Origin of the sequence: Atopobium sp. BS2, assembly GCF_000565075.1 — a bacterium.
Taxonomy (GTDB): Bacteria; Actinomycetota; Coriobacteriia; order Coriobacteriales; family Atopobiaceae; genus Lancefieldella.
In genome coordinates, this window is record NZ_JDFG01000033.1 from 1 (window position 1) to 24,306 (window position 24,306).

General features: G+C 46.4%; 22 protein-coding genes and 1 tRNA gene. 6 read left to right on the plus strand and 17 right to left on the minus strand.

Going from position 1 to position 24,306, the window contains the following annotated elements:
- Nucleotides 1–404 precede the first annotated feature (404 nt).
- The 3 genes from HMPREF1492_RS07265 to pta form a co-directional block, all read right to left on the minus strand.
- Nucleotides 405–899, minus strand: coding sequence for a GNAT family N-acetyltransferase (locus HMPREF1492_RS07265; protein WP_051479389.1), 495 nt, complete (start codon nt 897–899; stop codon nt 405–407).
- Nucleotides 899–1,798: an aldose 1-epimerase family protein gene (locus tag HMPREF1492_RS03775; protein ID WP_035436064.1), complete on the minus strand. Its 900-nt coding sequence runs from the start codon at nt 1,796–1,798 to the stop codon at nt 899–901. The genes HMPREF1492_RS07265 and HMPREF1492_RS03775 overlap by 1 nt, the downstream gene beginning before the upstream one ends.
- 75 nt (nt 1,799–1,873) lie before the next feature.
- Entirely contained in the window at nt 1,874–2,854 is a 981-nt protein-coding gene (pta, locus tag HMPREF1492_RS03780) for a phosphate acetyltransferase (protein WP_035436066.1), read from the minus strand.
- Between the two features lie 238 nt (nt 2,855–3,092).
- Here pta and glf point away from each other — a divergent pair, with 238 nt between their 5' ends.
- Together glf and HMPREF1492_RS03790 are read left to right on the plus strand one after the other, a co-directional pair.
- Entirely contained in the window at nt 3,093–4,295 is a 1,203-nt protein-coding gene (gene glf, locus HMPREF1492_RS03785; protein WP_035436069.1) for a UDP-galactopyranose mutase, read from the plus strand.
- Between the two features lie 9 nt (nt 4,296–4,304).
- Nucleotides 4,305–5,339 (plus strand): glycosyltransferase family 2 protein, encoded by a 1,035-nt coding sequence (locus HMPREF1492_RS03790; protein ID WP_035436071.1) that lies wholly within the window; start codon nt 4,305–4,307, stop codon nt 5,337–5,339.
- A gap of 537 nt (nt 5,340–5,876) precedes the next feature.
- Here the strand turns inward: HMPREF1492_RS03790 and HMPREF1492_RS03795 are convergent.
- The 8 genes from HMPREF1492_RS03795 to pflB form a co-directional block, all read right to left on the minus strand.
- The gene (locus tag HMPREF1492_RS03795; protein WP_035436073.1) at nt 5,877–6,539 is read right to left on the minus strand and encodes a Maf family protein; all 663 of its coding nucleotides are present in this window, start codon (nt 6,537–6,539) and stop codon (nt 5,877–5,879) included.
- Nucleotides 6,540–6,648: 109 nt separating this feature from the next.
- Nucleotides 6,649–6,834 (minus strand): ferredoxin, encoded by a 186-nt coding sequence (locus HMPREF1492_RS03800; protein ID WP_035427390.1) that lies wholly within the window; start codon nt 6,832–6,834, stop codon nt 6,649–6,651.
- Nucleotides 6,835–7,071: 237 nt separating this feature from the next.
- A complete protein-coding gene (locus tag HMPREF1492_RS03805) occupies nt 7,072–7,593 on the minus strand; it encodes a GNAT family N-acetyltransferase (RefSeq protein WP_198014341.1) in 522 nt (173 codons plus the stop codon).
- Nucleotides 7,583–8,911: a 23S rRNA (uracil(1939)-C(5))-methyltransferase RlmD gene (rlmD, locus tag HMPREF1492_RS03810; RefSeq protein WP_084054979.1), complete on the minus strand. Its 1,329-nt coding sequence runs from the start codon at nt 8,909–8,911 to the stop codon at nt 7,583–7,585. Before rlmD ends, HMPREF1492_RS03805 begins: the two co-directional genes overlap by 11 nt.
- A complete protein-coding gene (gene trpS / locus HMPREF1492_RS03815) occupies nt 8,912–9,961 on the minus strand; it encodes a tryptophan--tRNA ligase (RefSeq protein ID WP_035436075.1) in 1,050 nt (349 codons plus the stop codon). It lies immediately after the preceding gene.
- A gap of 464 nt (nt 9,962–10,425) precedes the next feature.
- Complete coding sequence (gene pflA / locus HMPREF1492_RS03820) at nt 10,426–11,229, minus strand: pyruvate formate-lyase-activating protein (protein ID WP_035436077.1); 804 nt, start codon at nt 11,227–11,229, stop codon at nt 10,426–10,428.
- A gap of 13 nt (nt 11,230–11,242) precedes the next feature.
- On the minus strand, nt 11,243–11,494 hold the full coding sequence (gene grcA3 / locus HMPREF1492_RS03825; protein WP_035427399.1) for an autonomous glycyl radical cofactor GrcA3: 252 nt from the start codon (nt 11,492–11,494) through the stop codon (nt 11,243–11,245).
- A 65-nt stretch (nt 11,495–11,559) separates the two neighbouring features.
- Nucleotides 11,560–13,716, minus strand: a complete 2,157-nt coding sequence (gene pflB / locus HMPREF1492_RS03830; protein WP_035436081.1) for a formate C-acetyltransferase — start codon at nt 13,714–13,716, stop codon at nt 11,560–11,562.
- 373 nt (nt 13,717–14,089) lie between these two features.
- Here pflB and HMPREF1492_RS03835 point away from each other — a divergent pair, with 373 nt between their 5' ends.
- Nucleotides 14,090–14,671, plus strand: coding sequence for a 5-formyltetrahydrofolate cyclo-ligase (locus HMPREF1492_RS03835; RefSeq protein WP_035436084.1), 582 nt, complete (start codon nt 14,090–14,092; stop codon nt 14,669–14,671).
- 66 nt (nt 14,672–14,737) lie between these two features.
- Here HMPREF1492_RS03835 and HMPREF1492_RS07410 read toward each other — a convergent pair whose 3' ends face one another.
- From HMPREF1492_RS07410 to aroA, 5 genes are all read right to left on the minus strand, one after another.
- Entirely contained in the window at nt 14,738–15,628 is an 891-nt protein-coding gene (locus HMPREF1492_RS07410; protein WP_084054980.1) for a type II 3-dehydroquinate dehydratase, read from the minus strand.
- A 186-nt stretch (nt 15,629–15,814) separates the two neighbouring features.
- Entirely contained in the window at nt 15,815–17,119 is a 1,305-nt protein-coding gene (locus HMPREF1492_RS03845) for a shikimate kinase (protein WP_051479390.1), read from the minus strand.
- The gene (locus HMPREF1492_RS03850; RefSeq protein WP_035431272.1) at nt 17,109–17,381 is read right to left on the minus strand and encodes a chorismate mutase; all 273 of its coding nucleotides are present in this window, start codon (nt 17,379–17,381) and stop codon (nt 17,109–17,111) included. Before HMPREF1492_RS03850 ends, HMPREF1492_RS03845 begins: the two co-directional genes overlap by 11 nt.
- Entirely contained in the window at nt 17,374–18,516 is a 1,143-nt protein-coding gene (aroC, locus tag HMPREF1492_RS03855) for a chorismate synthase (RefSeq protein WP_084054981.1), read from the minus strand. The genes HMPREF1492_RS03850 and aroC overlap by 8 nt, the downstream gene beginning before the upstream one ends.
- The gene (aroA, locus tag HMPREF1492_RS03860) at nt 18,517–19,797 is read right to left on the minus strand and encodes a 3-phosphoshikimate 1-carboxyvinyltransferase (protein WP_035436086.1); all 1,281 of its coding nucleotides are present in this window, start codon (nt 19,795–19,797) and stop codon (nt 18,517–18,519) included. It abuts the gene before it with no gap.
- Between the two features lie 102 nt (nt 19,798–19,899).
- Between aroA and HMPREF1492_RS03865 the strand changes: the two genes are divergently transcribed.
- The gene (locus HMPREF1492_RS03865) at nt 19,900–20,526 is read left to right on the plus strand and encodes a bifunctional 4-hydroxy-2-oxoglutarate aldolase/2-dehydro-3-deoxy-phosphogluconate aldolase (RefSeq protein ID WP_035436089.1); all 627 of its coding nucleotides are present in this window, start codon (nt 19,900–19,902) and stop codon (nt 20,524–20,526) included.
- Here the strand turns inward: HMPREF1492_RS03865 and aroB are convergent.
- Nucleotides 20,523–21,602 (minus strand): 3-dehydroquinate synthase, encoded by a 1,080-nt coding sequence (gene aroB, locus HMPREF1492_RS03870; RefSeq protein WP_035436091.1) that lies wholly within the window; start codon nt 21,600–21,602, stop codon nt 20,523–20,525. The genes HMPREF1492_RS03865 and aroB overlap by 4 nt on opposite strands.
- Before the next feature lie 111 nt (nt 21,603–21,713).
- On the opposite strand from aroB, the gene HMPREF1492_RS03875 reads away from it, so the two are divergent.
- Nucleotides 21,714–21,790: transfer RNA gene (locus HMPREF1492_RS03875), tRNA-Arg, on the plus strand.
- 40 nt (nt 21,791–21,830) lie between these two features.
- Nucleotides 21,831–24,275, plus strand: coding sequence for an HAD-IC family P-type ATPase (locus HMPREF1492_RS03880; RefSeq protein ID WP_035436094.1), 2,445 nt, complete (start codon nt 21,831–21,833; stop codon nt 24,273–24,275).
- Nucleotides 24,276–24,306: the final 31 nt, after the last annotated feature.

The window sequence follows — 24,306 nt, forward strand, 5'->3', positions numbered from 1 at the left end:
CCACAAAATAGCGCAGCTTTGGTAGGTTTTGCTAAAGAATCGACATGTTCCTAATCAAGATAGCCAGCAGCTAGGCGGTTGCACTACCTGATATGCATCTCTATGCATAAACTTCATCTAATATGCTTATACATGAATAGACTTATATAAGAAATTTAACTATAGATAAATTCCGCACCTAAGGAACACACTTAAGTCAGATATTCTGCTCAATTGCGGGCATTTTACACATCTAATGACGATAATCTGCATGTTTTAGATATTTTCAGCGTCATGTATACGTCTTTTTAACAGATTATCCGACTTAGGTGTGTTTTGAACTGCCTCCTATTTCTTATGTCCAAGAAATGGGAGGCAGTTCATTCACAGGCTCTCTTTTTGTTCAAAGCGTTTCTCGCTGTCTATTAGGCTACAAAATGAAATGCGTCACGAGGTGTTTTATCGTGTCCAACTACCTTGCCGCAATACACAAAACCAGCATGTGTAAGCGTCGTAGTCATAGCGACATTTGCTTCATGAGTATCTGCGCGAACGTTTGAATAGTTTTCGCAAATCCAATTGAATATAAAAGAGGCAATTCCGTGACCTGTATATTTAACAGCCACTCGGTGAATAACAACGTAATCCAGGCTGTTTATCCAAGCGCCTTCAGCAATATTGACGTATGCCTCGTCAGGACCGGGTAAGAGCGAAAAACAACCAATAATTTCTTCAGATGTTTCATCTTCAGCGACTACAAAAAGACCACATCTTTCATAATCAGCAACAGCGTCTTCTAAAAGAGGATAGTTCTTATTCCATTGAAACGTGTTATTTTGCTGATACATAGTCTGACGACCTGTGTCGTACAAATCTGCAACAGCGCTGAGGTCTCTACTATTTGCTCTTCTAATGTGCATTAGAAGACCCTGATATTCAATGTTTTAGCAATACTTTGGCCAGGCTCAAGGCTTATGATGCCCGGTTTGTGTTCAAAGATGCCGTCACAATCAACGGTATCTGCAATGCCACACCATGGCTCAAGAGCAACAAATGGACAACCAGGAGTAGCACTCCAAATGCCCAGATAATCAAAGCCCTCAAAATCCATTTGAATGCCATGAGCCTCAGAAGGAGCTTCTGTGCTAGCCGCAAGTGTAATGCGTCTATCAGGGACGTTTTCAAGTGTGATGGTCTTCTCGCGATCAATAAGTTCCCAAGACAGGGGAAGCGTATCAGAGTCCACGATAAGCCTCTGTGGAGTTGTGTAATCGCAAAGACCCTCATCAGTAATAGAGGGGCCATAGCTGGTCCAGGAGTGCGTAAATAAGAGGTGATAATGGTTTAAAGAGCTTGCCTCAACATCGGGGATCGGAATGTTGAACGCTGGGTGAGCGCCAAGGGTAAACGGCAGTACAACGTTTGCAGGATTGGTGACTTCATACGTTTGCGTCAGCGTATCACCATCTACCGAGAAGATCAGCTTAAGTTCAAAGTCATAGGGATAAGACTTGCGAGTCTCTTCGGTACTTTTTAGCTGGAGCGTTACAGAAGAGGGACTCTGCTCGACAACCTCAAACTGGTTGAGGCGAGCAAGTCCATGACGCGCTAGAGAGATGGTGCCTTCCGCAGACTCTGCCTTACTGTCTTTTAAGACGCCAACAATGGGGAAGAGGATGGGAGCACGTCTTGGCCACCAGTTGGAATCTCCCTGCCAGAGGTATTCTGACTCACCTTTGCGTAAGCTCATGAGCTGCGCGCCCATGGTGTCAATTGAAGCGGTAAGAGAGTTGCTAGAAATGGAAATAATTTCAGACATAGATACCTCCAGCTAAAGAATAAGCCAGCCTCTTTTGAGACTGACTTAGTATACCAAGTTAGAAGTGCAGAAAGACTAGTTATTGTCTGCCATCTGAGCCTGAACAGCAGTAATTGCAACAACGCCAACAATGTCGTCAGCGGAGCAACCACGGGAGAGGTCGTTGACAGGACGAGCAATGCCCTGAAGGATTGGACCGTATGCCTCAGCACCACTGAAGCGCTGAACAAGCTTGTAGCCAATGTTGCCAGCCTCAAGGTTAGGGAAGACCAGGATGTTTGCGTTTCCTGCTACCTTAGAGAATGGAGCCTTGAGCTTACCAACCTCAGGAACAAGAGCTGCGTCAAGCTGAAGATCGCCGTCGAGTGCTAGCTCAGCGTTCTTCTCGTGAGCAAGTTTTGTGGCCTCCTGGACCTTCTCGGCAGTTGCGCCGCCAGCAGAGCCCATAGTGGAGTAGGAGAGCATGGCAACGCGAGGCTCGTCGCTCATGAATGCGCGCCAAGAATCAGCGGAAGCAAGAGCAATCTCGGAGAGCTCCTCTGCAGATGGATCAATGTTAAGGCCGCAGTCAGCAAAGAGCAGAGTGCCGTCCTCGCCAAAGTCAGTTGAAGTGCTCATGATAAAGAATGCAGAAACAAGCTTGGTACCAGGAGCGGTCTTGATGATCTGCAGTGCAGGTCTCAAGGTGTTTGCGGTGGAGTGGCAAGCACCAGAAACCAGGCCGTCAGCATCGCCCATTTTGACCATCATGGTTGCAAAATAGGTAGCGTCGTTCATCTGCTTGCGAGCTTCCTCAATGGTGACGCCCTTGCGAGCACGAAGTTCAGCAAACTTCTGAGCATATGCCTCATGACGCTCGTCAGTAGCAGGGTCTACCACCGTTGCGCCTGGAACATCAATCTGCTCAGGATCGCCAAGAATAATGACCTTTGCAATACCTTCTGCAACAATCTTCTTTGCTGCATCGATGGTACGCTGGTCCTCTCCCTCTGGAAGAACAATAGTCTTTACGTCGGACTTAGCGGTTTCTTTCATACGGTCAAGAAACTTGCTCATGTGTCGTGCTCCAATCATACTTTGACATCTGTGCCTCGTTGAATTTTGCACTTCTCAGCTTGTAGTTTGTATAAAAACTAGACACAAAAAGCTAAGAAATGCATTTTCACACCAGTTGCATATTTTACGCCTAACGGCAGAGCTTTGCGCCCCGCGTGGCTCACTTTATAGACGCGTGTTAAAATGAGTGAAGTTTCACATACAAATCCTGCGCACTTAGGCGCACACGGAGGTTTACATGTCTATCAATCATGGTCTTCCTGCCGGTTTTAACCCCGACAACTACGATGTTATTGTTGTTGGAGCTGGCTATGCAGGCGCAGTTGTTGCTCGTCGTATGGCAGAAAACTGCAATTCAAAGGTAGCAATCTTTGAGCGCAGAAACCACATTGCCGGTAACGCTTACGATCGCCTTGATGACGCGGGCGTTCTTGTTCACGAGTACGGTCCACACATCTATCACACCATGAGTGACCGCGTTCACCAGTTCCTCTCGCGCTTCACTGAGTGGACTAGCTACCAGCACAAAGTTCTGGCTAACATTAACGGCCAGCTGATGCCTGTTCCTTTTAACCACCAGTCTTTGAAGCTTGCCTTTGGAGAAGAGCGAGGCGAGAAACTCTATCAGAAGCTGGTTCTCACGTTTGGTGAGAACGTTAAAGTTCCTATCATGGAGCTTCGCGAGAAGAACGATCCAGATCTGGAAGAGATTGCTGACTACGTTTATGAGAACGTTTTTCTGCATTACACCATGAAGCAGTGGGGTAAGACTCCAGACCAGATTGACAAGTCCATCACAGGTCGCGTTCCAATCTTTGTCGGCGATGACGATCGTTACTTCCCAGGTGCAACCTATCAGGGCATGCCAAAAGAGGGCTACACCAAGCTCTTCGAAAACATGCTTGACCATGATTTGATTGACGTCTTCCTAGATGTTGATGTTCGCGACATCATGAAGCTCACCGCTTCTAACGTGGCTGTTTGCGAGAAACCATTTGCAGGTGAGGTAATTTACACCGGTCCTCTGGATGAGCTTTTCAACCTTGATCAGGGTGCTCTGCCTTATCGTACGCTTGATATGCAGTTTGAGACGCTTGACCAAGATCAGTTCCAGCCTGTTGGTACCGTCAATTACACCACCAGTGAGGACTTTACTCGTATCACCGAGTTCAAGAATATGACTGGTCAGGTTCTTCCTGGTAAAACAACTATCATGCGTGAGTACTCACACGCCTATGTTCCAGAGAGTGGCCAGACTCCTTATTACGCTATTCTTGAGCCAGAAAATCAGGAGCTGTATCGCTCTTACAAGGAGCGCACTTCTGGCATTCTGAATTTCCACGCAGTTGGTCGTCTTGCTGAGTATCGTTACTACGATATGGATGGCGTTGTTGCTTCTGCTTTGGAACTTTCTGACGAGCTTATTGCTCATCAGGCATAGGGAGCTTGCATGAAAAAGACAATCACCTTTGGTATTCCATGCTATAACTCTTCGGAGTACATGGATCACTGTATTGAGTCTATTCTTGAGGGCTCTGATTACGCCGATGACGTGCAGATTGTTATTGTTGATGACGGCTCTGTAAAAGATGATACTGCCGCTAAAGCTGACGCTTGGCAGGAACGCTACCCCAACATCATTAAGGCAGTCCATCAGGAAAACGGCGGCCACGGCATTGCTGTTATGAAGGCTGTTTCTCATGCTGATGGTGTGTACTTCAAAAACATTGATTCAGATGACTGGGTAGATGGTGATGCACTGAAGACCTTCCTTCAGCAGCTTCGCACCTTTATTGCTTCTGATAATCCAGTTGACCTGGTACTCTCAAACTACGTCTACGAGCACGTTGAGGATAATACCCAAAACTTTGTGGACTATCGCGACGCGGTTCCTACCAACAAGATTATTGGTTGGGACGAGATTGGCCGCTTTAAGCTGTCTCAGTACCTTCTGATGCACGCGATTACCTACCGTGTTGAGGTTCTGCGCTCTGCAAATATCCAGATGCCTGAGCACACTTTCTATGTGGATAACGTCTATGCTTACGTTCCATTCCCTAAGGTAAAGACTATCTATTACGTTGATGTTGACCTGTATCGTTATTTTATTGGTCGAGACGATCAATCAGTTAACGAGAAGGTCTTAACAAGTCGTGTTGATCATTATTGGCGTGTTGCTCGCAATATGATGCATGCATATCACATCTACGACGACATCTCTTCTCCACGTCTTCAGACGTACATGATGAGTTACTTCACTATCATCATGGCTATCTGCTCAGTCTTCTCTAAGATGAGCGATCGCGAGGATGCCATGGATCAGTTGGAGGAGCTCTGGGATGAGCTTCGCGCTTATGACAAGAAGATGTACCGCAAGGCTCGCTACGGTCTTGTAGGCACTGCTACAAATCTTCCTGGCAAGATTGGCAAGACAGTCACCATCGGTGGCTATCGTGTAGCTCAGAAGGTTGTTAAGTTCAACTAGACGTTCTTTCAAATCTAAAAGCAAAACCCTCGTATCCTGAACTACCTCCCATTTCTTGGACATAAGAAATGGGAGGTAGTTAATATGCGGGTGATTATGATTCTGCAGCGTGTTAGCGTCGGCTTTTAGGCCTGGCGCACAAAATAGCGCAGCTTTCTGGTGTTCTGCCGAAGAATCGATATGTTCTTAATCAAGATAACCAAGCAGCTAAGCGGTCACACTGCCTGATATGCATTTCTATGCATAAACTTAACCTAATATGCTAGAAAATGAATAGCGTCATATAAGAAATTTAACTATCAATAAATTCTGTATCTACGGAACACACCTAAGTCAGATATTCTGCTCAGATGCGGGCATATTACACTTCTAAGTCAGATATTCTGCATGTTTCAGGTATTTTCAGCGTCATGTATACGTCTTTTTAACAGATTATCCGACTTAGGTGTGTTTTGAACTGCCTCCTATTTCTCGTGTCTAAGAAATGGGAGGCAGTTCATCCATGGCGATACGAGGGTTTTCATTTATAAAGGCGCTTTAGTGCTTACGTCCTGCTAGGGCATGCTCTAGATAGTCATGATTGCCGGTAAATTTAACCAGCTCACGAGAAAGCAGAGAAACGGGGAGCCCTACGACATTCTCGTAATCTCCCTGAATGCTCTGAACTAGATAGCGACCATTTCCCTGAATGCCGTAAGCTCCAGCCTTGTCCATTGGCTCGCCCGAGGCAACGTAGGCAGCAATCTCGTCTTCGGAGAGTTCAAAGAACGTGACGTCAGTAGTCTCCACAAACGCCACGGCAATAACTGATGGCGCTCCGTCAGGAGAAGGGGACTTGAAAGCCTTAAAGTGTCGCAGGGCAACACCGGTAGATACGTGGTGAGTCTGACCAGAAAGCTTAGAAAGCATGCGTTTGGCGTCTTCAGCGTTTGTAGGCTTGCCAAAAACCTGGCCTTCGTCTGTCCAGACAATGGTATCTGCGGCAAGCACAATCTCATTGTTGAGCTGCTCAAAGTTAGGCTGCTCCATGAGCTTATAACATATTGCAATGGCTTTTTCTTGAGCCAAGCGCTTTACGAGCGCAAGGGGTTTCTCGTCCTCTCTACAAATTTCGACAATATCAGCAGGCATAACCTGTGGGTCTATTCCCATAGACTGCATAAGTTCAAGGCGCCTAGGGGATTGTGATGCAAGAATCATATGTGTTCCTATCATTTGAGGTTTTGCTGATACTGTACCCAAAAAAGAAGCCTGATAGGCGAGAAACCCATCAGGCTTACATGCTAAGAAAAAAAAGCTAAGCTAAAAACTAGTCAAGCTCAATAGCGGTGACTGGGCAGCCGTCGCAAGCCTCCTGTGCTGCGTCCTCTGCAGCCTCAGGAACCTCTTCCTCAATAGCGTGAGCAAGACCGTCCTCGCCGATCTCGAATACCTCAGGAGCAGTGCTCTCGCAGAGACCGCAACCGATGCAATCCTCATTAACTGTTGCCTTCATAATACATTCCTCTCCGTATCTCGAGCCCCTTACTCGAGTAATACTTATCTTGCATTCAAGACTACTTGATTGCAATGTATTTTTTACACGTTTCTTTGCTGTTATGCAACAACAAAGACGCAGATAATTGAAAGAACATTACTTGGAGTAGTAAGTGCACATCTGACCTGCATATATAAAAGGTTTAATTTTTAGAACATCCACTCCAATTAGTACAACTGTCTTGTTGGGGACAGTCTATAACTCTTTTTTGAGCATAACAATTTCGCTAGTTCTGTACTCTTCAACAAATCCATTCTTAAAAAACATCGTGACTGATGGATTGTCTATGGCGATATCATCATAGAGTTGATTAATGCCGTTTTGTTTAGCCGCATCACAGAGCAAATTTAATCCAATGCTGCCATAGCCCATTTTTCTATATGGTGCGTAGACTATGACGTCTGCAAGATAAATATTTTTATCGCTATCAAAGTGATAGGCGACCTCTCCAATAAAATGACCGCCGCTATCCTTTAAATACCTGTAATAACGTTTATTCTCATGCTTTACAATCCAAAAATCATACCAGCCATGCCAAGTCTCTTTTGGGAAAGGAATTGTACCTCCCCATGCATGGTTATATGACATCGTTTCTTCATCTGCCATCATCTTCTGACGAAACCAAAGATCTTCTAAAGACGGTGTATAAAGGGTAATAGGACTTTTACATTCTTCTTTCATCAGTAGGTCACGCGCCCTTTTCTTATCATTTTCCACGCTCAAGCAAGCAAACGTTTTCCACATGGAAGGTCTGTGGGAATAGATCCACCGGGGTCACACTTACTGGTTTGTATGAGCCAATTTCAACAAAGCGCTTAAGATCACGGGCCAATGTTGCAGGATCACAAGATACGTAGGCAATAGCACGCGCAGGCTGCTTAGAAAGCTGCTGAATAACCTCAGGAGCAAGTCCTGCACGAGGAGGATCAACAATAATCACGTCAGCATCTGTATCGGGGAATTCTCTACCCGCGTCTCCGCCTACTGCGTCAACGTTATCAAGCCTGGCTAGCTCAAGGTTGCGGCGCAAATCTCTAACTGCTGGACCATAGGCTTCAACAGCAGAAACAAACCCTGCACGTTTTGCGAGAGGAAGCGTAAAAGTTCCAGCTCCACAATAGAGGTCCATAGCCTCGTCGTCTGGCTGAACATCCAAACCAGATAATACAAGCTCAACGAGTTTCTCGGCACCCTTGGTGTTGACCTGGAAAAACGAAGGTGCAGAAAGCTGCATCTTCTGATCATCAATAAGCTCGCTCCATGAGCCGGAGCCGCTTAGACGCTCAACTCCTACAACACGGCGTGCCTTACTTGGACCTTTGGTCATAACGCGGACAACGCTTGTTGCCTTGACTGCGTCACTCAAAACGCGCGCCACTTGCGTGCGTGGGAAGCCGCTCGGAGCGGTCCAGAGTGCCACCTCAAGTTCTTTAGTGCGTCTAGACACTCTGATGCCAATGCGTTCTATATCAAGCTCGTGAGAGCCTGAGAGATAGGAGAGGGCCCCGCTTACAGCTCCAACTGCCTTCTGGTTGCTCTTATCCAAAAGCGGACAGTCTTTAATGCGAACAATGTCTTGTCCGTTAGGCGCATACATGCCCACCAGCGTTTTATTGCCACTGCGTTTAAACGCCAGTTCAATTTTGTTGCGATAACCCCAAGGTTCGCCAGGAGAAACAATGTCTTTTACCAGTTCGGAGGCATCGTCGGGTGAAAAATGCCCAATGCGTTCAAGAGCGGAGACTACGCCGTTGTGCTTCTCGACAAGTTGCTGCTCGTAGACAATGTTGCCCCATGGAGTGGCACCCGTGAGCGCCACAAAAGGATTGGGACGAGGCTCTCTGAATTCTGACGCTTCCAAGACTTTTACAAGTTGTGCGCGAGAAAACCTTTCGGTATCCTCGGTAATCTGTACACTGACGGTATCTCCAGGGACGGCGCCTCCAGAGATGAAGACCGTTTTACCTTCTGATGTATGGGCAATAGCGTCTGGACCATAGCTCATACGTTCTACATGTAAGGTGAGCTCAGACACTTAGTAGACCATTCCCATTGCCTCGCGGACCTCGTCGAGCGTGGCGTCAGCAATAACGTTTGCACGAGCGTTTCCGTCGTGGAGGATATCGCGAATAAGGTCTGGTTGAGCTGCAAACTCTGCGCGCCTCTGACGAATTGGCTCAAAGTAGGTGTTAACAGCATCGATGACGTAAGCTTTGAGCGCTCCGCCGCCGCCCATAGCAATCTCGTCAGCAATCTCTTTTGGATCACGGCCAGTACAAATGCCAGCAGTGGTGAGAAGCGCAGAAACGCCAGGACGATTGTCTGGGTCAAAGGTAATCATGCGCTCGGAGTCAGTCTTGGATTTCTTGATGAGCTTAGCAGTTTCTTCAGCTGTCATAGAAAGCGAGATAGCATTACCGTAAGACTTGCTCATCTTGCGACCATCAAGGCCAGGAATTAATGGGGTAGAGGTGAGAAGGCCAGAAACCTCTGGGAATACCTTTCCGTAGCGCTCATTAAAGCGACGGGCGATCTTAGAGGTAATCTCAATGTGAGGCAGCTGATCGCGACCAACAGGAACAACATTTCCTTTGCAGAAAAGAATGTCGCATGCCTGGTGAACAGGATAAGTGAGGAGAAGACCTGTAAGAGCATGACCAGATGCTTCCTGCTCTGCCTTAACGGTTGGATTTCTATGTAGTTCAGACTCGGTAACAAGTGAGAGGAACGGAAGCATAAGCTGGTTAAGAGCTGGAACTGCAGAATGCGTGAAAATCATAGTCTTCTCTGGATCAATTCCGCAGGCCAGATAATCAATAACCATATTGTAGACATTATCTGCAATATGCTCAGTGGTGTCCCTGTCTGTAATAACCTGATAGTCAGCAATAATAATATTGGTATGAACACCAAGGTTTTGGAGTCTTACGCGCTCAACAATAGTGCCAAAGTAATGACCAAGGTGAAGCCTTCCAGTAGGACGGTCACCAGTAAGCATGTTGTACTTTCCTGCATGCTCGGCTAGATCAGCCTGGATTTCATCAGAACGGCGTACAGCTGCTTCATAACTGCCTTCATTTGGCATAGTGACTCCTTGTTAATCTCAAATTTTTGCTTTCATTATTTTATTTCAATAAAAGTATTTTCCTCACACAATCTTTAATTTTATCAGCCTAAATTTCCATCAGCCCTAATTCCTGTAAGCGGTATTTTTAATGCGTTTACGAAATTATATGAATTTATCATGCAGTATATATAATGAAAAATACCTATAGACTACTTAGGTAGTTTAGAGGAAATTATGAAATGGGAAAAATAGTTGGGGGGATACTATGATCCTTGGAATGGAGTTTCCGTTAGTAGGAATTTTGCTTCAACCTGCGTTTTGGATAGTACTTTTGTTGATTGTTTTAATTGTTTTATTTGTAACTAAGAAGTCCAAGTAATGCTTCTTATATATCCAATTTGATTTGTAGGACAAGTTTTAGATTAATAGAAAAATATCCGCCGCATCGTTAAGCCATTGTATCGATCATAGGTATTTAACATCTATTGTTTTCCAAGCTTTTTGCGTTCAAGGGCACGAGCAATAAGGATTTGTTTGCGCAGCTCTGGAATCTTTTTTCCATCCATGGCAGGAGTATCAGAAAGCTTGTAAGGAATGCCCAGCTCTTCGTACTTTTTTACGCCCATCACATGATAGGGAAGTACGTCTAATCCAATAACATTATCCCAGTGGGCAATAATCCTACCAACACCCGCAAGCTCTTCTGCTGAATCAGTAATTCCAGGTACTACTACATGTCTGATAAGAACTTTAATACCTCTACGATTAAGCTCATCGCCAAACGCAAGCGGTCTTTCTGAGCCAACTTCACAAAGACTTATGTGACCCTTTGGATCAGAGTGCTTGATATCAAGAAGCACTAAATCAGCGTTATCAAGCACGTGCTCAAATTTCTCTGGAGTATCTGGATTGTATGCGACACCAGAAGAATCAAGACAAGTATGAATACGTCCACGAGGATCATTATGCGCTGCCTCAAAAAGAGCTCCAACAAACTCTGGTTGAGCAAGCGGTTCTCCGCCAGTAGCCGTAATTCCACCGTTTCTATAAAAGGCTCTATTACGGTTAAAGGTGGTAAGAATTTCTTTTACTGATTTTTCTGTTCCAATACCAAATTGCCAGGTATCTGGGTTATGACAATAGGCACAGCGCATGGGACACCCCTGGGTAAATACAACCAGGCGAGTTCCAGGGCCATCTACAGTACCAAAGGTCTCAATAGAGTGGACCCGCCCACAAACTGTGAGCGGGTCATTGAGATCCATGTGAATATCAGAACAAGACATGGACAAGAAATCCTTAGAGAGCGTCGTGGAAGGTACGAGAAATAACGTCGTCCTGCTGCTCTTTGGTAAGGGAGTTGAACTTAACAGCGTAACCAGAAACGCGAATGGTCAGCTGAGGATACTTCTCTGGGTGTGCCTGAGCATCAAGAAGAGTGTCCTTAGTAAAAACGTTAACGTTGAGGTGATGACCGCCCTTCTCGGCATAGCCATCAATCATGTTTACCAGGTTGTCAATCTGCTCGGAAGCTACTTCGTTGGACTGCATGTGTTTCTCCTTACGAGTTTGTTGGCGAGAAGTAACGTGTAGATAGATCTTCTCGCCAGGGCTTGTTATTTACGATCCTCAGCACCTTCAGCTGCGGATGGATCTGCCTCACAGGCGCAATCAATCTTGTTCTCAATCTGAATATCAAGATTCATATCAGAGAAGTCGATGTGCTCAAGGTCAAGCTCACTGCCATGGAAGTAGACGTCAGAGCCCTTACCAAGAGCGTTAGGAATGATTGAGAAGGTATTGGAAATACCGTCCTGCGCGTCGTTGAATGGAAGCTTAGCAACGGAGGCCAGGGAAGCAACAGCACCGTGGGTATCGCGGTGGTGCATTGGGTTAGCACCAGGAGCAAAAGGAACGCCCGCGCGGCGGCCGTCAGGGGTGTTGCCGGTAGCCTTACCATATACAACGTTTGAGGTAATGGTCAGGATAGAAGTTGTTGGAACGGAATCACGGTAGGTGTGGTTCTGACGAATCATGTTCATGAAAATCTCAACGATGTCATGAGCAATGGTGTCAACACGGTCATCATCATTACCGTACTTAGGGAAGTCGCCCTCAGTGACGTAATCGGTAACAAGGCCAGTCTCATCGCGGACAACCCTTACCTTTGCATACTTGATTGCAGAGAGGGAGTCGGCAACAACAGAAAGGCCTGCGATGCCTGTTGCAAACCAACGGTGAACATGCTCATCGTGCAGTGCCATCTGGATGCGCTCGTAGCTGTACTTATCGTGCATATAGTGGATTGCATTAAGAGCGTTGACATAAACGCCTGCAAGCCAGCGCATCATATCCAAGTACTTGGAGAAGACATCGTCGTAATCAAGGTACTCGCCCTCAACGGCACGGTACTTAGGACCAATCTGCTCGCCGGTCTTCTCGTCACGGCCGCCATTGATTGCGTAAAGCAGGCATTTAGCAAGGTTGGCACGAGCGCCAAAGAACTGCATCTCTTTACCAACGCGCATGGAGCTGACGCAGCAAGCAATTGCGTAGTCATCGCCATGATAGACGCGCATAAGATCATCATTCTCGTACTGGATAGAGCTGGTGGTAATAGAAATCTTTGCGCAATAGCGCTTGAAGCCTACAGGAAGCTTGGTAGACCACAGAACGGTCAGGTTAGGCTCAGGGCTGGTGCCCATGTTCTCCAGAGTGTGAAGCCAGCGGAAGCTGGACTTGGTAACCATAGAGCGGCCATCAATGCCAATGCCACCAATGGACTCAGTGACCCACTGAGGGTCTCCAGAGAAGAGCTCGTTGTACTCAGGAGTACGAGCAAACTTGACCATACGAAGCTTCATAACCAGGTGGTCAACAATCTCCTGAATCTCAGACTCAGTGAAGGTACCACGAGCAAGATCGCGCTCTGCATAGATGTCCAGGAAGGTGGTGTTACGACCAATGGACATTGCAGCGCCATTCTGCTCTTTTACAGCAGCAAGGTAGCCCAGGTAGAGCCACTGAACAGCCTCTTTGAAGTTCTCTGCGGGACGGCTCAAATCAAAACCATAAATCTCGCCAAGCTGCTTAAGCTCCTTGAGAGCACGAATCTGCTCGGAGAGCTCCTCGCGATGACGAATGGTCTTCTCGTCCATGATAGAGCTGGTACCGTTTTTCTGATTTGTCTTATCAGTGATAAGAGCGTCAACACCATAGAGAGCAACACGACGATAATCGCCGATGATGCGGCCACGGCCATATGCGTCAGGCAGACCGGTAATGATATGGGAGTGACGGCATTTGCGCATGTCCTCGGTGTAGACATCAAAAACACCAGCGTTGTGAGTCTTGCGACGATAGGTGTAGAAGTCAACAATCTCTGGGTTAACTTCATAACCGTAGGCCTTGCATGCAGCCATTGCCATACGAACGCCGCCGTCTACCATCAGAGCGCGCTTGAGGGGCTTGTCAGTCTGGAGACCAACAATCTGCTCAAGTGGTTTGTCAATGTAGCCAGCCTCGTGGGAGGTGATAGTGGAAACCTTTTTGGTGTCCATATCAAGTACGCCACCGTTTGCGGTCTCTTGTGCAAAGAGATCCATAACATCCGCCCAAAGCTTTGTAGTAGCCTCAGTTGGACCAGCGAGGAAGGAATCATCACCGTCATAAGGGGTGTAATTCTTCTGAATGAAGTCTCGGACATCAACAGCTCTTTGCCAGTTGCCACCGACAAAGCCGTCCCAAGCCTCCTGTGCTGGTGTTTCCTGCATAACACACTCCTTTTTACACGGACAATGTATATATCCGCGTTCATGCTGAGCGTGTTGAGTGGAGCATGGCCGCTCAGCAGTTTACAAATAGCAATCTTGAGACTAATTTTGACAGCAGGTATGTCTTTGGACAAATGACGTCAAATATTAGTTGCGACCTCTAACTTTACTCAATATGTAGTGCTAGACAAGTGACAAATACGCAATATTTTGACAAGTTAGAAACGGTTTACATTTGCGCAGGTCAGGAATTTGCTAAAAAGAAAGCTATATAAAAATTGTTGAGAATTAGTCACATTTATTGCGACAGGTGTCTGTTTCTTCTCCAAATGTCCACAAAAATGTTGTTATTCTTAGCTAGAGGGGAGGCTTTATGGATACTGCGGCATTAGAAAAACAACGTTTGCGAGAAGAACATCTAGCAGCAAGAGAAGCTCTTTCTGAGCAAGAGAGGTCCGTGCTTGATGATCGCATTACTCAGAAACTTCTTGCAATCTCTGAATATGTAGAAGCAACTACTGTTTTAACGTATGTTTCTGTTTCATCTGAAGTTTCTACCAGGATGTTTATTGAGTGCGCTCTACGCGATGGGAAAACGGTGGCGGTACCTCGTTGTCTACCTGGACATTGTTTAGAGTTCGTAGCTATTACTTCTTTAGATCAACTTATTGCTGCTCCTTTTGGTCTACTTGAACCGCCAAAAGAATTACCGGCTTTAACAGAAGAGCAGATGAACGCTTCAATCTGCATTGTTCCAGCGCTTCTTGTTGATATAAAGGGGTATCGCCTGGGTTATGGCGCTGGTTTTTATGACCGATTCTTGTCTACGTATCCTGGCAAGAAAATTTGTCTTGCTTACCAGCAAAATTTGAGCCGGACAATGCTTCCTCATACAACATTTGATGTTGCCGTAGATGAGGTGATAACCGAGTCAGATGTACTTACGTGTGCATAAAAAACCTGCTGCAATTTAGCATTACAGCAGGTTTGTGTTTCTCGCCAAGTGGTTATAAGCAACTGGTTATGCTTCATCTTTGAGATGAGCCGCCATCAGTTGGATTGCTTCTCTGTAGCTGTCAATTCCTTTACCAGCAACTGTAGCAAAGCATGCGTCTTTTATATAAGAAATGTGCCTAAAGTCTTCTCTGGTAGAGATGTCAGTAAGATGTACCTCAATCATGGGAATTTGTACCGCTAGTGCTGCGTCGAGCAGGGCAACTGAGGTGTGCGTATAGGCGGCAGGATTGATAATAATGCCATCGTAGCTGCCCAGGGCGTCCTGGATTGCATCAACTAGATCACCCTCATGGTTTGATTGATAACACACACAATCAGAGAAACCTTGAGAGAGGGCTTCTTCCTTACAAGTCTCTATAAGGGTTCTGTAGTCAGCTTTTCCATAAACCTCTGGCTCACGAATGCCCAGCATGTTGATGTTTGGGCCGTTGATTATGAGAAGGCGAGGAGCGTCGAGGTCATCCTCATAGTTGTCTTCAAAGTCGTCTGCGTCTAAGTCAGAGGCAAGGCTGTCAAAGTCTTCTTCGTCTTGATCAAGGGTATTTTTTTGAGTAAGCAAAGAGATGAGCTCATCCACCTCTTCGTTGTGCTGAGCGGGAAGATCTGCTCGCTTCTCATCTAACGAACAAAAAGTCTTTTCTGGCTCACCCAAAATGTGATTAAGGGCATCATTTACTTGACGCACAAGATTGGGGCCAAAGACAACCTCAAGTCCGTTGGCGCCTTTTCCTACAATACCAAGAACACCAGTGGCTGTGGCCAGCTGTTCATGGTCTATAAGCGTCATATCATTGATGGAAAGGCGAAGTCGCGTCATGCACACTTCGTTGTGAGTTAAGTTTTTTGAGCCGCCTATTGCATTTAGGATCTCGTGAGCAATAGCATTGCCGTCCATTGGATATCTCCCCAAGCATGACCACATATCAAACACTTAACCGTTTGACTTGGTCTAGCGTCCTCGTAGTCTTATGAATACACACCTACGAAGCATAAGTATAGGGGCTTTAACGTGCCAAAATTCAAAATCCACAAACCATCCGGTGAACGGTTAAAAAATAACTGCGAACGCTTACTGTTATGTTTAAAGTGTGTCGAGAAGACTCTTGGCATCTGCGTCTGGACTACCGAGACAAGAAAAAGTTACGTCAGCCCATGCTTCATAGAGCGGAATACGTACTGCAGCAAGTTCTTGTATGCCAACACTTTGTGAGAGCGGTCTTCCTGCAATAGCTAGGTCTTCAAGCGGGCGCGTAAGGTAGACAAGCTTTCCATTTTGACGGAGAAGCTGGTAGTTTGCAGGCGTGACAACTACGCCGCCTCCGCAAGAGATCACCACACCACTCATGCTGGAAATCTCTTGAATTACTTCATGTTCTAGACGCCTAAATGCTGCTTCACCGTATGTTTGTAGATAGGTTGCCGCTTCGCAGTGAGCTTTCTGCTTGATGAGAAAATCAGTGTCTATCCAGGGACGATTCAGGAGTTTTGCTAGGGCTTCTCCCGTAGAAGTCTTTCCAACTCCCGGCATACCGATAAGCACGATGTTTTCTTTTGAAGCATGGAGCTCACGCGAGATGCTTTCTATCTGCGAGCCTGATACATCTTTTCCCAAAAAGAGTGAGCTTGCTCTAGCTGCTTGAGCTACCAGCATTTTTAAACCATTTGCATTGAGTATTCCAAGACTTTCTGCGTCTAAAAGAAGCTGAGAGCGCAGCGGATTATAGATAAGATCAATCACGCATTGGAGGGAAGTAAAAGCAGAAAGTTCCTCTTTTGAAAGAGGAGAAACACCAGCATGTGGGAACATTCCTACTGGCGTTGCATTGACAAGAAGATTAGCGTCATAGTGGAGTTTAAGCTGGTCATAGGTAATTGCGCAGTCTACATATGAAGAACTTTCGTGAGGGTTCCTGGAGACTCCCACAACATATGCACCGCCTTTTTTGAGCGCATAGCAAATTGCCTGACCAGCGCCACCAAAGGCCCCAAAGACAATCGCTTTCTTTTGGCTTAAGTTGACCTTGAGGCTTTTAATCAGATACTCAAAGCCATACACATCGGTGTTGTCTGCTGCTATAAAACCATTTGTATCTTTTACTAGGGTATTTGCCGCTCCTATAGCTTGTGCATCCTTAGAAGTAGCGTCTGCAAGAGCACAGGCATCCTTTTTGTAGGGGATAGTAACGTTCAAGCCCCGCCAAGGTTGGTCTTTGAGAAAACCCTTCAGCTCAGAAGCAGAAAGCTCATGAAGCTGGTAGGGAAATGACCCCAACTTTTCATGAATTTCTGCCGACCAACTATGAGAGAGTTTCTCGCCAATAAGGCCGTAAGGAGCAAGAGGAGCTGTAGGGTTACTTGAGGCTTGCTGCTCAGAATTAGAGCTCATGGTCTGTCTCCTGAACTGCCTTTGCGGCGTTCATCAATACCTCAAGTAACTCTAAAGCATAAGGTTCAAGTTCATTAGAAACAGTGGCTTTAACCTGGTCTCTTTTGGCATTTTCTCTTGAGGAATCAAGAACAGTGAGGTCCTGCTCCTTTTTGTAAGCGCCAATTTGTTTGGCAACCGCAATCCTTTGCTCAAAGAGGTCAAAGATTTGCGCATCAATTGAATCGATTTCCTGGCGAAGCGTTTCTAGCTGACTAGTCATTGTGATATCCGTTCTGCTCAGAGGGCCAGGAATACAAGGTGTCGAGAAGAGCTAGTGCAAAAGCGCTTTCAACGCAGGGCACAGCGCGTAAAACTGCAGTTACATCATGTCTGCCCTGAACAGCAAGCTGCTCTGGGTTCATAGTCTGAAGGTTTACTGAGTTCTGTGGTAGGCCAATACTCGAGATAGGTTTTAACGCACATCTAAACCAGATGGGAGCACCCGTTGAGATTCCACCAAGGATGCCTCCGGCGTGATTGGTGGTTGGTACAACAGTGCCGTTACGCACTTCGTATGCATCGTTATTCTCAGAGCCAAGGAGATTGGCAACTTCCATGCCGCTACCAAATTCTATGGCTTTAACAGCAGGAATACCAAAGACTGCAGCAGAGATGGTATTTTCAAGCCCATGAAAATGAGGGCACCCAATACCTGCAGGAACACCCGTTGCAGCACATTCTACGATGCCGCCAACAGTATTTTTCTCTGAGCGCAGCTGCATAAGGAGTGCGCGGGTTTTCTCGCCAGCTTGAGCATCAAGGAAGGGAAGCTCTTGAGGGTTAGCCTGAAGTAGCTGATTCATTTGGTAAGCAAGTAGCTTGTTGGCCTCAAGTGAGTTGTCTACGAGCTCAAGAGGAGTGTCGCTGATGTTCTTTATTTTGAGTACGTGAGCTGCAAGGGTAATGCCTTGAGCTTGCAAAATCTGGAGCGCTATGCCTCCTGCAATGCAGAGAGGGGCGGTTAGGCGGGCGGAAAAATGTCCTCCACCCGTTTGCTTGTACGAGTCTCCCCATTTTGCCCAGGCAGCAAAATCGGCATGTCCTGGTCGTGGGACAAGCTTTGTAGCTGCGTAATCTTGTGGACGAACGTTTGTGTTAGGTAGCTCCGCCGTGAGCGGGGAGCCATCTAGAATGCCTTCTGCTGAAATTCCTGAGACAAACAGTGGATCATCAGTCTCTTTACGCGGAGTATCCCACGGATGCGATGGAGATCTTCTTTGAAGGAATGTCTTGAGAGCTGCTAAGTCAATGCTAAAACCAGCAGGTAAACCTTCAATGGTGCAGCCGATTTTTGGAGCATGAGACTCGCCAAAAATAGATACTTTTACTGTTGTCCCAAAAGTTGAGGTCATCATTTATGACTCCATACTGTGACAGACGCCACCAAGCTGCTTGAAGTGCTCAAAGAAGAACGGATACGACTTATTGATTGCTTCGGCATGGGTGATTATGACAGGACCCGTTGCATACGAAGCCAAAATAGTTGCCATCATCACCATGCGATGATCATTGCACGAGTCCACAATGCAGCTGACGGGCTGTTTTCCTCCCGTGATAATAAGCTCCGTTTGATCGTCAGAGAGCTCAACGGTTACACCAAATGCCCTAAGTACGCTGCAGATACTTTGAACGCGGTCGGACTCTTTAAGATGAAGGCGCTGAATATTGGTAAGCCTACTTGTTCCAGGGATAAACGCAGCTAATGCAGCAAGTACCGGAGCAAGATCGCACACCTCGGAGACAGAAATGGTAAACGGTCGCAGGTGATCTATCATACAAGCTGCACCTTTTTGCTGGCGAGAAACACGTGCGCCCACAAGCGATAACACGGCCAAGATAGCTCTGTCTCCCTGGACACTTTGCATGGAGAGCCCTGTGACCTCTACGCCTTGCCCAATTGCACCTGCAGCAAGCCATGGTGCAGCGTTTGACCAATCTCCTTCGATTGAATAAACGCCTGGACAAACGTAGTGTTGAGGCTCAATGATGTAGGTGGCATTCTTTGCATCAAATACAGTAGTAACGCCAAAGTCTTTCAATACGTGCTCTGTGATAGCCAGATAGTCTTTTGACTGGATGGACCCTGTAATTTGTATCGTTGAAGATTCATTTAACAAAGGTAATGACAGCAAAAGTCCAGAAATAAATTGGGATGAGATATCTCCTGGTAGCTCAAATAAACCGCCAATAAGTTTGCCCGAAACCTCAAGGGTCTTCTCGTCTTGCCAGCTAAAAGACATACCATGGGCAGAGAGTTCTGAGACAAGAGGCTCTAGGGGTCGAGAAAAGAGTCTTCCTTCTGCAGAAATTGTGGCGTTTACGTTTAGCACCCCCAGAAGGGGGAGTAAAAACCTGAGCGTGGTGCCAGATTCTTTGCAGTTAAGTTGCACGTTTTGAGGGCGATTTTGCTCTTTTGCAGGGACAACTCTAAATCCCTGTTTAGTTCTAGCGATAGTGGTGCCTAAAGCTTTAAGGCAATCAACAGTTACTTGAATGTCCTCTGAGATGTAAGGACAGGTAATGTTAGTAGTGCCGTTTGCAAATGAAGCGCAGATGAGCGCGCGATGAGCGCATGATTTTGACGGGATGGCTTCTACCGTTCCAAACAAATCATGAGGAGTTATTGAAACATCCATTTTTCACACGCTCCGTAACTAATTGCTTGATGTAAGAATACCGCAGTTGAGTGTCGGAGAAGGATATGGTTAAAATTGTTTGAAGATTAAAGGAGGAAGCAAGTGAATAAGCCTTTTAGCGCCGTAACTCAGGTTTTACGTGGCTATACGTACAATCAGGTTAAAGCTGTAGTTGAGGTTCTTGTTGATTCTCCTGTACATAACGTTGAAGTAACCATGAACACTCCAGAAGCTGCCTCGTTAATTCAGAAGCTGTCCAGTGAATATGGTTCTGATATCAATATTGGTGCTGGTACCGTACTTACTCTTGAAGATCTGCGGACAGCTCATAAAGCTGGCGCCACGTTTGTTTTAGCACCAACACTGTTCTCTGAAGAGATGTTTGACTACTGCAAAGAGCATGAGATTTTGAGTGTTCCGGGAGCGTTTACGCCAACAGAGATTGCTCATGCATTTGCTCTTGGTGCAGATATTGTCAAAGTATTCCCCGCAAATGAGGTTAGTTATGGATACGCCAAAAAGGTATGTGAGCCTTTAGGAAACTTGCCTCTTATGGCGGTTGGTGGCGTTACAACAGATAATCTTGCTGAAGTATTTGCTGGCGGTTATGCCTATGTAGGAACTGCTAACGGCATCTTCAACAAAAACGATATCCTAGCTGAAGACAAGACTGCCTTAAACGAGTCAGTACGTAAGCTTGCAGAAGAGCTGGAGCGTCTAGGACGTTAGTCTTCTTTTGCTAGCTCAATCAGCTGTTTAAGTTCTGCAAATGATTTGCGCTCAATACGCACATCACCAATGCCATAGATAAGCGCCATATCAATTGAATTTGCGTGGCTTTTCTTGTCATGAAGTGCTGCGCTGTAAAGTTCTTCCACAGTAAATGAAGTGCTGGTAGGAAGGTTATAAGCTTGAGTGAGCGCGGCGATGTTCTCTGCGTCTTCAACAGAACAAAGACCAAGCTTGGAACAGGCTTTTGCCAACAGGGAAGTTCCAGCAGCCACACAGGAGCCGTGTCCAAGTTCAAAGTTGCTGAGCGTCTCAATAGCATGGCCAAGTGTATGGCCCAGATTGAGCAATTTTCTAGACCCTGCTTCTTTGAAGTCTGCTTCAACGATTGTCTTCTTTATTTCAATGCACTCTTGAATGAGCTCTTGTCTATGAGTCACGTCGATGACCTGCACAGGGTTTCTCGCCAAAGAGATTTTATTGAAGAGCTCATGTCCAGAAAGAACGCCATATTTAATAAGCTCTCCGCAGCTATCTTGCAAGAGGGGAGTCGGAATAGAGTTCAGCAGTTCAAGGTCAACAATAACGGCCTTGGGATTATAGAAGGCTCCAACCAGATTTTTCCCAAACGGTAGGTCAATAGCAGTTTTTCCACCAATTGAGGAGTCAATCATCGCTAAAAGAGAGGTGGGGATGTGTACGAGCGCACAACCTCGCATGTAGGTTGCTGCAACAAATCCCGCAAGATCACCAATAACACCTCCGCCAAATGCCACAACAATGTCTTCTCGCGTAAAACGGTTTTCTGCAAGGACGCTTACCAGCTTTTGATACGACTCAAATGATTTTGCGTGCTCACCTGTGGACACTGTGGCGGTTGTAACGGAGTAGCCAGCTGACTCCAACGAGGTAAGAAGCTCAGAGCCGTAGAGCTTGTTCAAATCTGGATGAGTGACTACAAGAATCTTTGACCCTGAGGTGCAGGAATGAATGAGCTTACCGGCCTGCGCAAGCAGGTGATGCCCTACATGAATTTGATATGAGTCGGATGTTAGGTCAACAGAAATAGTATTCATGAACTCCTCATTTGCTGGTTGAATTCATTTTAGCATGGGAAAATACCAGAAGAAAATTACGCAAACCGTTACAAAAGGCAGTAAGTAGGCTGGGGTATACTTATGCACCATGACTCCGTAGCTCAGTGGATTAGAGCGTTTGCCTCCGGAGCAAAAGGTCGTGGGTTCGAAACCCACCGGGGTCACCACGTGTAAAAAACCGGCCATCACTGACTGGAGATTGTTTATATGTCATTACAAGATACTGCAGGCAAGAGCAGTAAACGTTGTGAAGAAGCGTATGAAGGCTTGACGTCAAAAGAAGTTGCAGAAAGAGTATCTGCAGGTAAAGTCAATACTAATACAGACGTCAAAACCAAATCTATTGCTCAGATTATTGCAGAGCACAGCTTTACGCTCTTTAACATAGTTAATGTTTTGATGGCGCTGCTTGTTGTTGTAACGGGACAGTACAGAAATGCACTGTTCATGAGCGTAGTTCTTGCAAACTTGGTCATTGGTATTGTGCAAGAGATTCGTGCAAAACGCATGGTTGACCGCCTGTCTCTTATGACAGCTCAGAGTGTTTGTGTAATTCGTGACGGAAAAGATACCTTTATCAAACCAGACGAGCTTGTCATCGATGATCTTGTGCGCTTGAAGACGGGCGATCAAATTCCTGCTGACAGTATTCTTGTATCAGAGCACGTAAGCGTTGATGAAAGCCTTCTAACTGGTGAGGCAGAGCCCGTGCAAAAGACCACGGGAGACGAGCTTCTCTCTGGTAGTTTTGTCGAGAGGGGCAGTCTTGTTGGTAGGGTATGCCGTGTAGGTCAGGAAGGCTATGCTGCGCGTATTAACGCAGAAGCTAAGTTTGTAAAAGAGATCAATTCAGAGATTCTTACCACCATTAAGTCGATTATTCGCGCAGGTTCCATTGCATTGATTCCGCTGGGTATTGGTCTTTTTGTTCGTACCTATTTCATTGGTAACGCCGATTTAAATGAAGCGCTTCTTTCGATGATTGCTGCCGTTATTGGCATGATTCCTCAAGGACTCGTTCTTCTCACCAGCTCGGTTCTTGCTATTGCAACCATTAGGCTTGGCCAGAAAAATGTTCTGGTTCAGCAGCAATATTGTATTGAAACGCTGGCACGCGTAGATACCCTTTGTTTGGACAAGACGGGCACTATCACCACGGGAAACATGGAAGTTGCTCGTATTTTGGATGCTTCGTTTACGCCAATTACTGAGGCCGCAGGCGCTCTACAAGCGGCTGTAAACGTTGTCGGCGCAAACAAAGATGACGCTAACGATACGGCTACTGCAATCCTTGCGTACGCATCCAAGCAGGGGATTCAAAGTGAACGCCCTTCTCGCGTTGTGGCGTTTTCTTCCAAGAGAAAGTACTCTGGCTGCGTCACTGAGGACGGACAGGCATTTGTTATCGGTGCTGCTCAGTTTGTGCTTGGTCCCGAGGCAGCAGACGTTATCGCATCGTCCGATGCATTTGCGTCCATTGAACGCGTGCTGGTTGCCTGTACCGTTGATGGATTTGACCAGAATGATACTTTCCAGGGAACTCCTCAGCTCCTAGGTTACGTAGTGCTTAGGGATCAGATTAGAGAGACCGCCCCACAAACCATTGCATACTTCCTTGAACAAGGCGTTGACCTGCGTGTTATTTCCGGCGATGATCCTCGTACCGTCTCCGCTATTGCTGAGCGAGCGGGCGTCCCTCACGCCGACGGCTGGGTAGATGCAACTATGCTACACACAGAGGCAGATATTGCTGCAGCTGTCGAGAAGTACCACGTATTTGGTCGCGTTACGCCAGAACAGAAGCGCGAGCTTGTTATTGCACTCCAGAATCATGGCCACACGGTTGCCATGACCGGCGACGGCGTCAATGATATCTTGGCACTGAGGCAATCGGACTGTTCTATTTCTGTTGCTTCTGGTTCTGCTGCAGCTAGAAATGTTGCAGAGATTGTTCTGGCAGACAACGATTTTGCGCACATGCCAGAAGTTGTTGCCGAAGGTAGGCGCTCTATCAATAACCTTCAGCGATCTGCTGCACTCATTCTTGTAAAGACGGTTTATACTGCGGCTTTAGCGCTCTATTGCATTATTGCGCCACCATACCCCTTTATTCCTGTTCAGATGTCGCTGCTTTCATTTGCAACCGTTGGCCTGCCATCGTTTGTGTTGGCGCTTGAGCCAAATCACGATCGCGTAAAGGGCAACTTCCTGGTCAACATTTTGCGCAAGTCACTACCTGCTTCTATTGCAGTAACTATCACGCTTGCACTTCTTATGACTGCAGGTCATCTGTTTAAGTTGAACCTGTCTCAGGTGTCTACGATGGCGCTTATCACCACCGCAACAGTTGGTTTTGCGCTGCTCAGAAGGATTTCTTTGCCTCTCACCAAGCTCCGCGTTGCACTTCTTGTTGTATGCATTGCCATTGTGGTTGGCGGATGCACGGTAGCGCAGGACTTCTTCCGCATTGCACCTCTCACCCCACGCATCTTGCCGTACTTGTCAATTTGTTTGGTGATTTCCGTTATTATCTTCAACAGAATTTCCGAGCGTTACATTCACAACTATACAAAGGATCGATTCTTTGACCTGGTTGTGAGATTAATGGGAGGAAAGTCAACTTATAGCTCTTCTGCTGATATAAACGATTAAACTGAAGCACAAGCAAAGAGTTGTGGAGGGT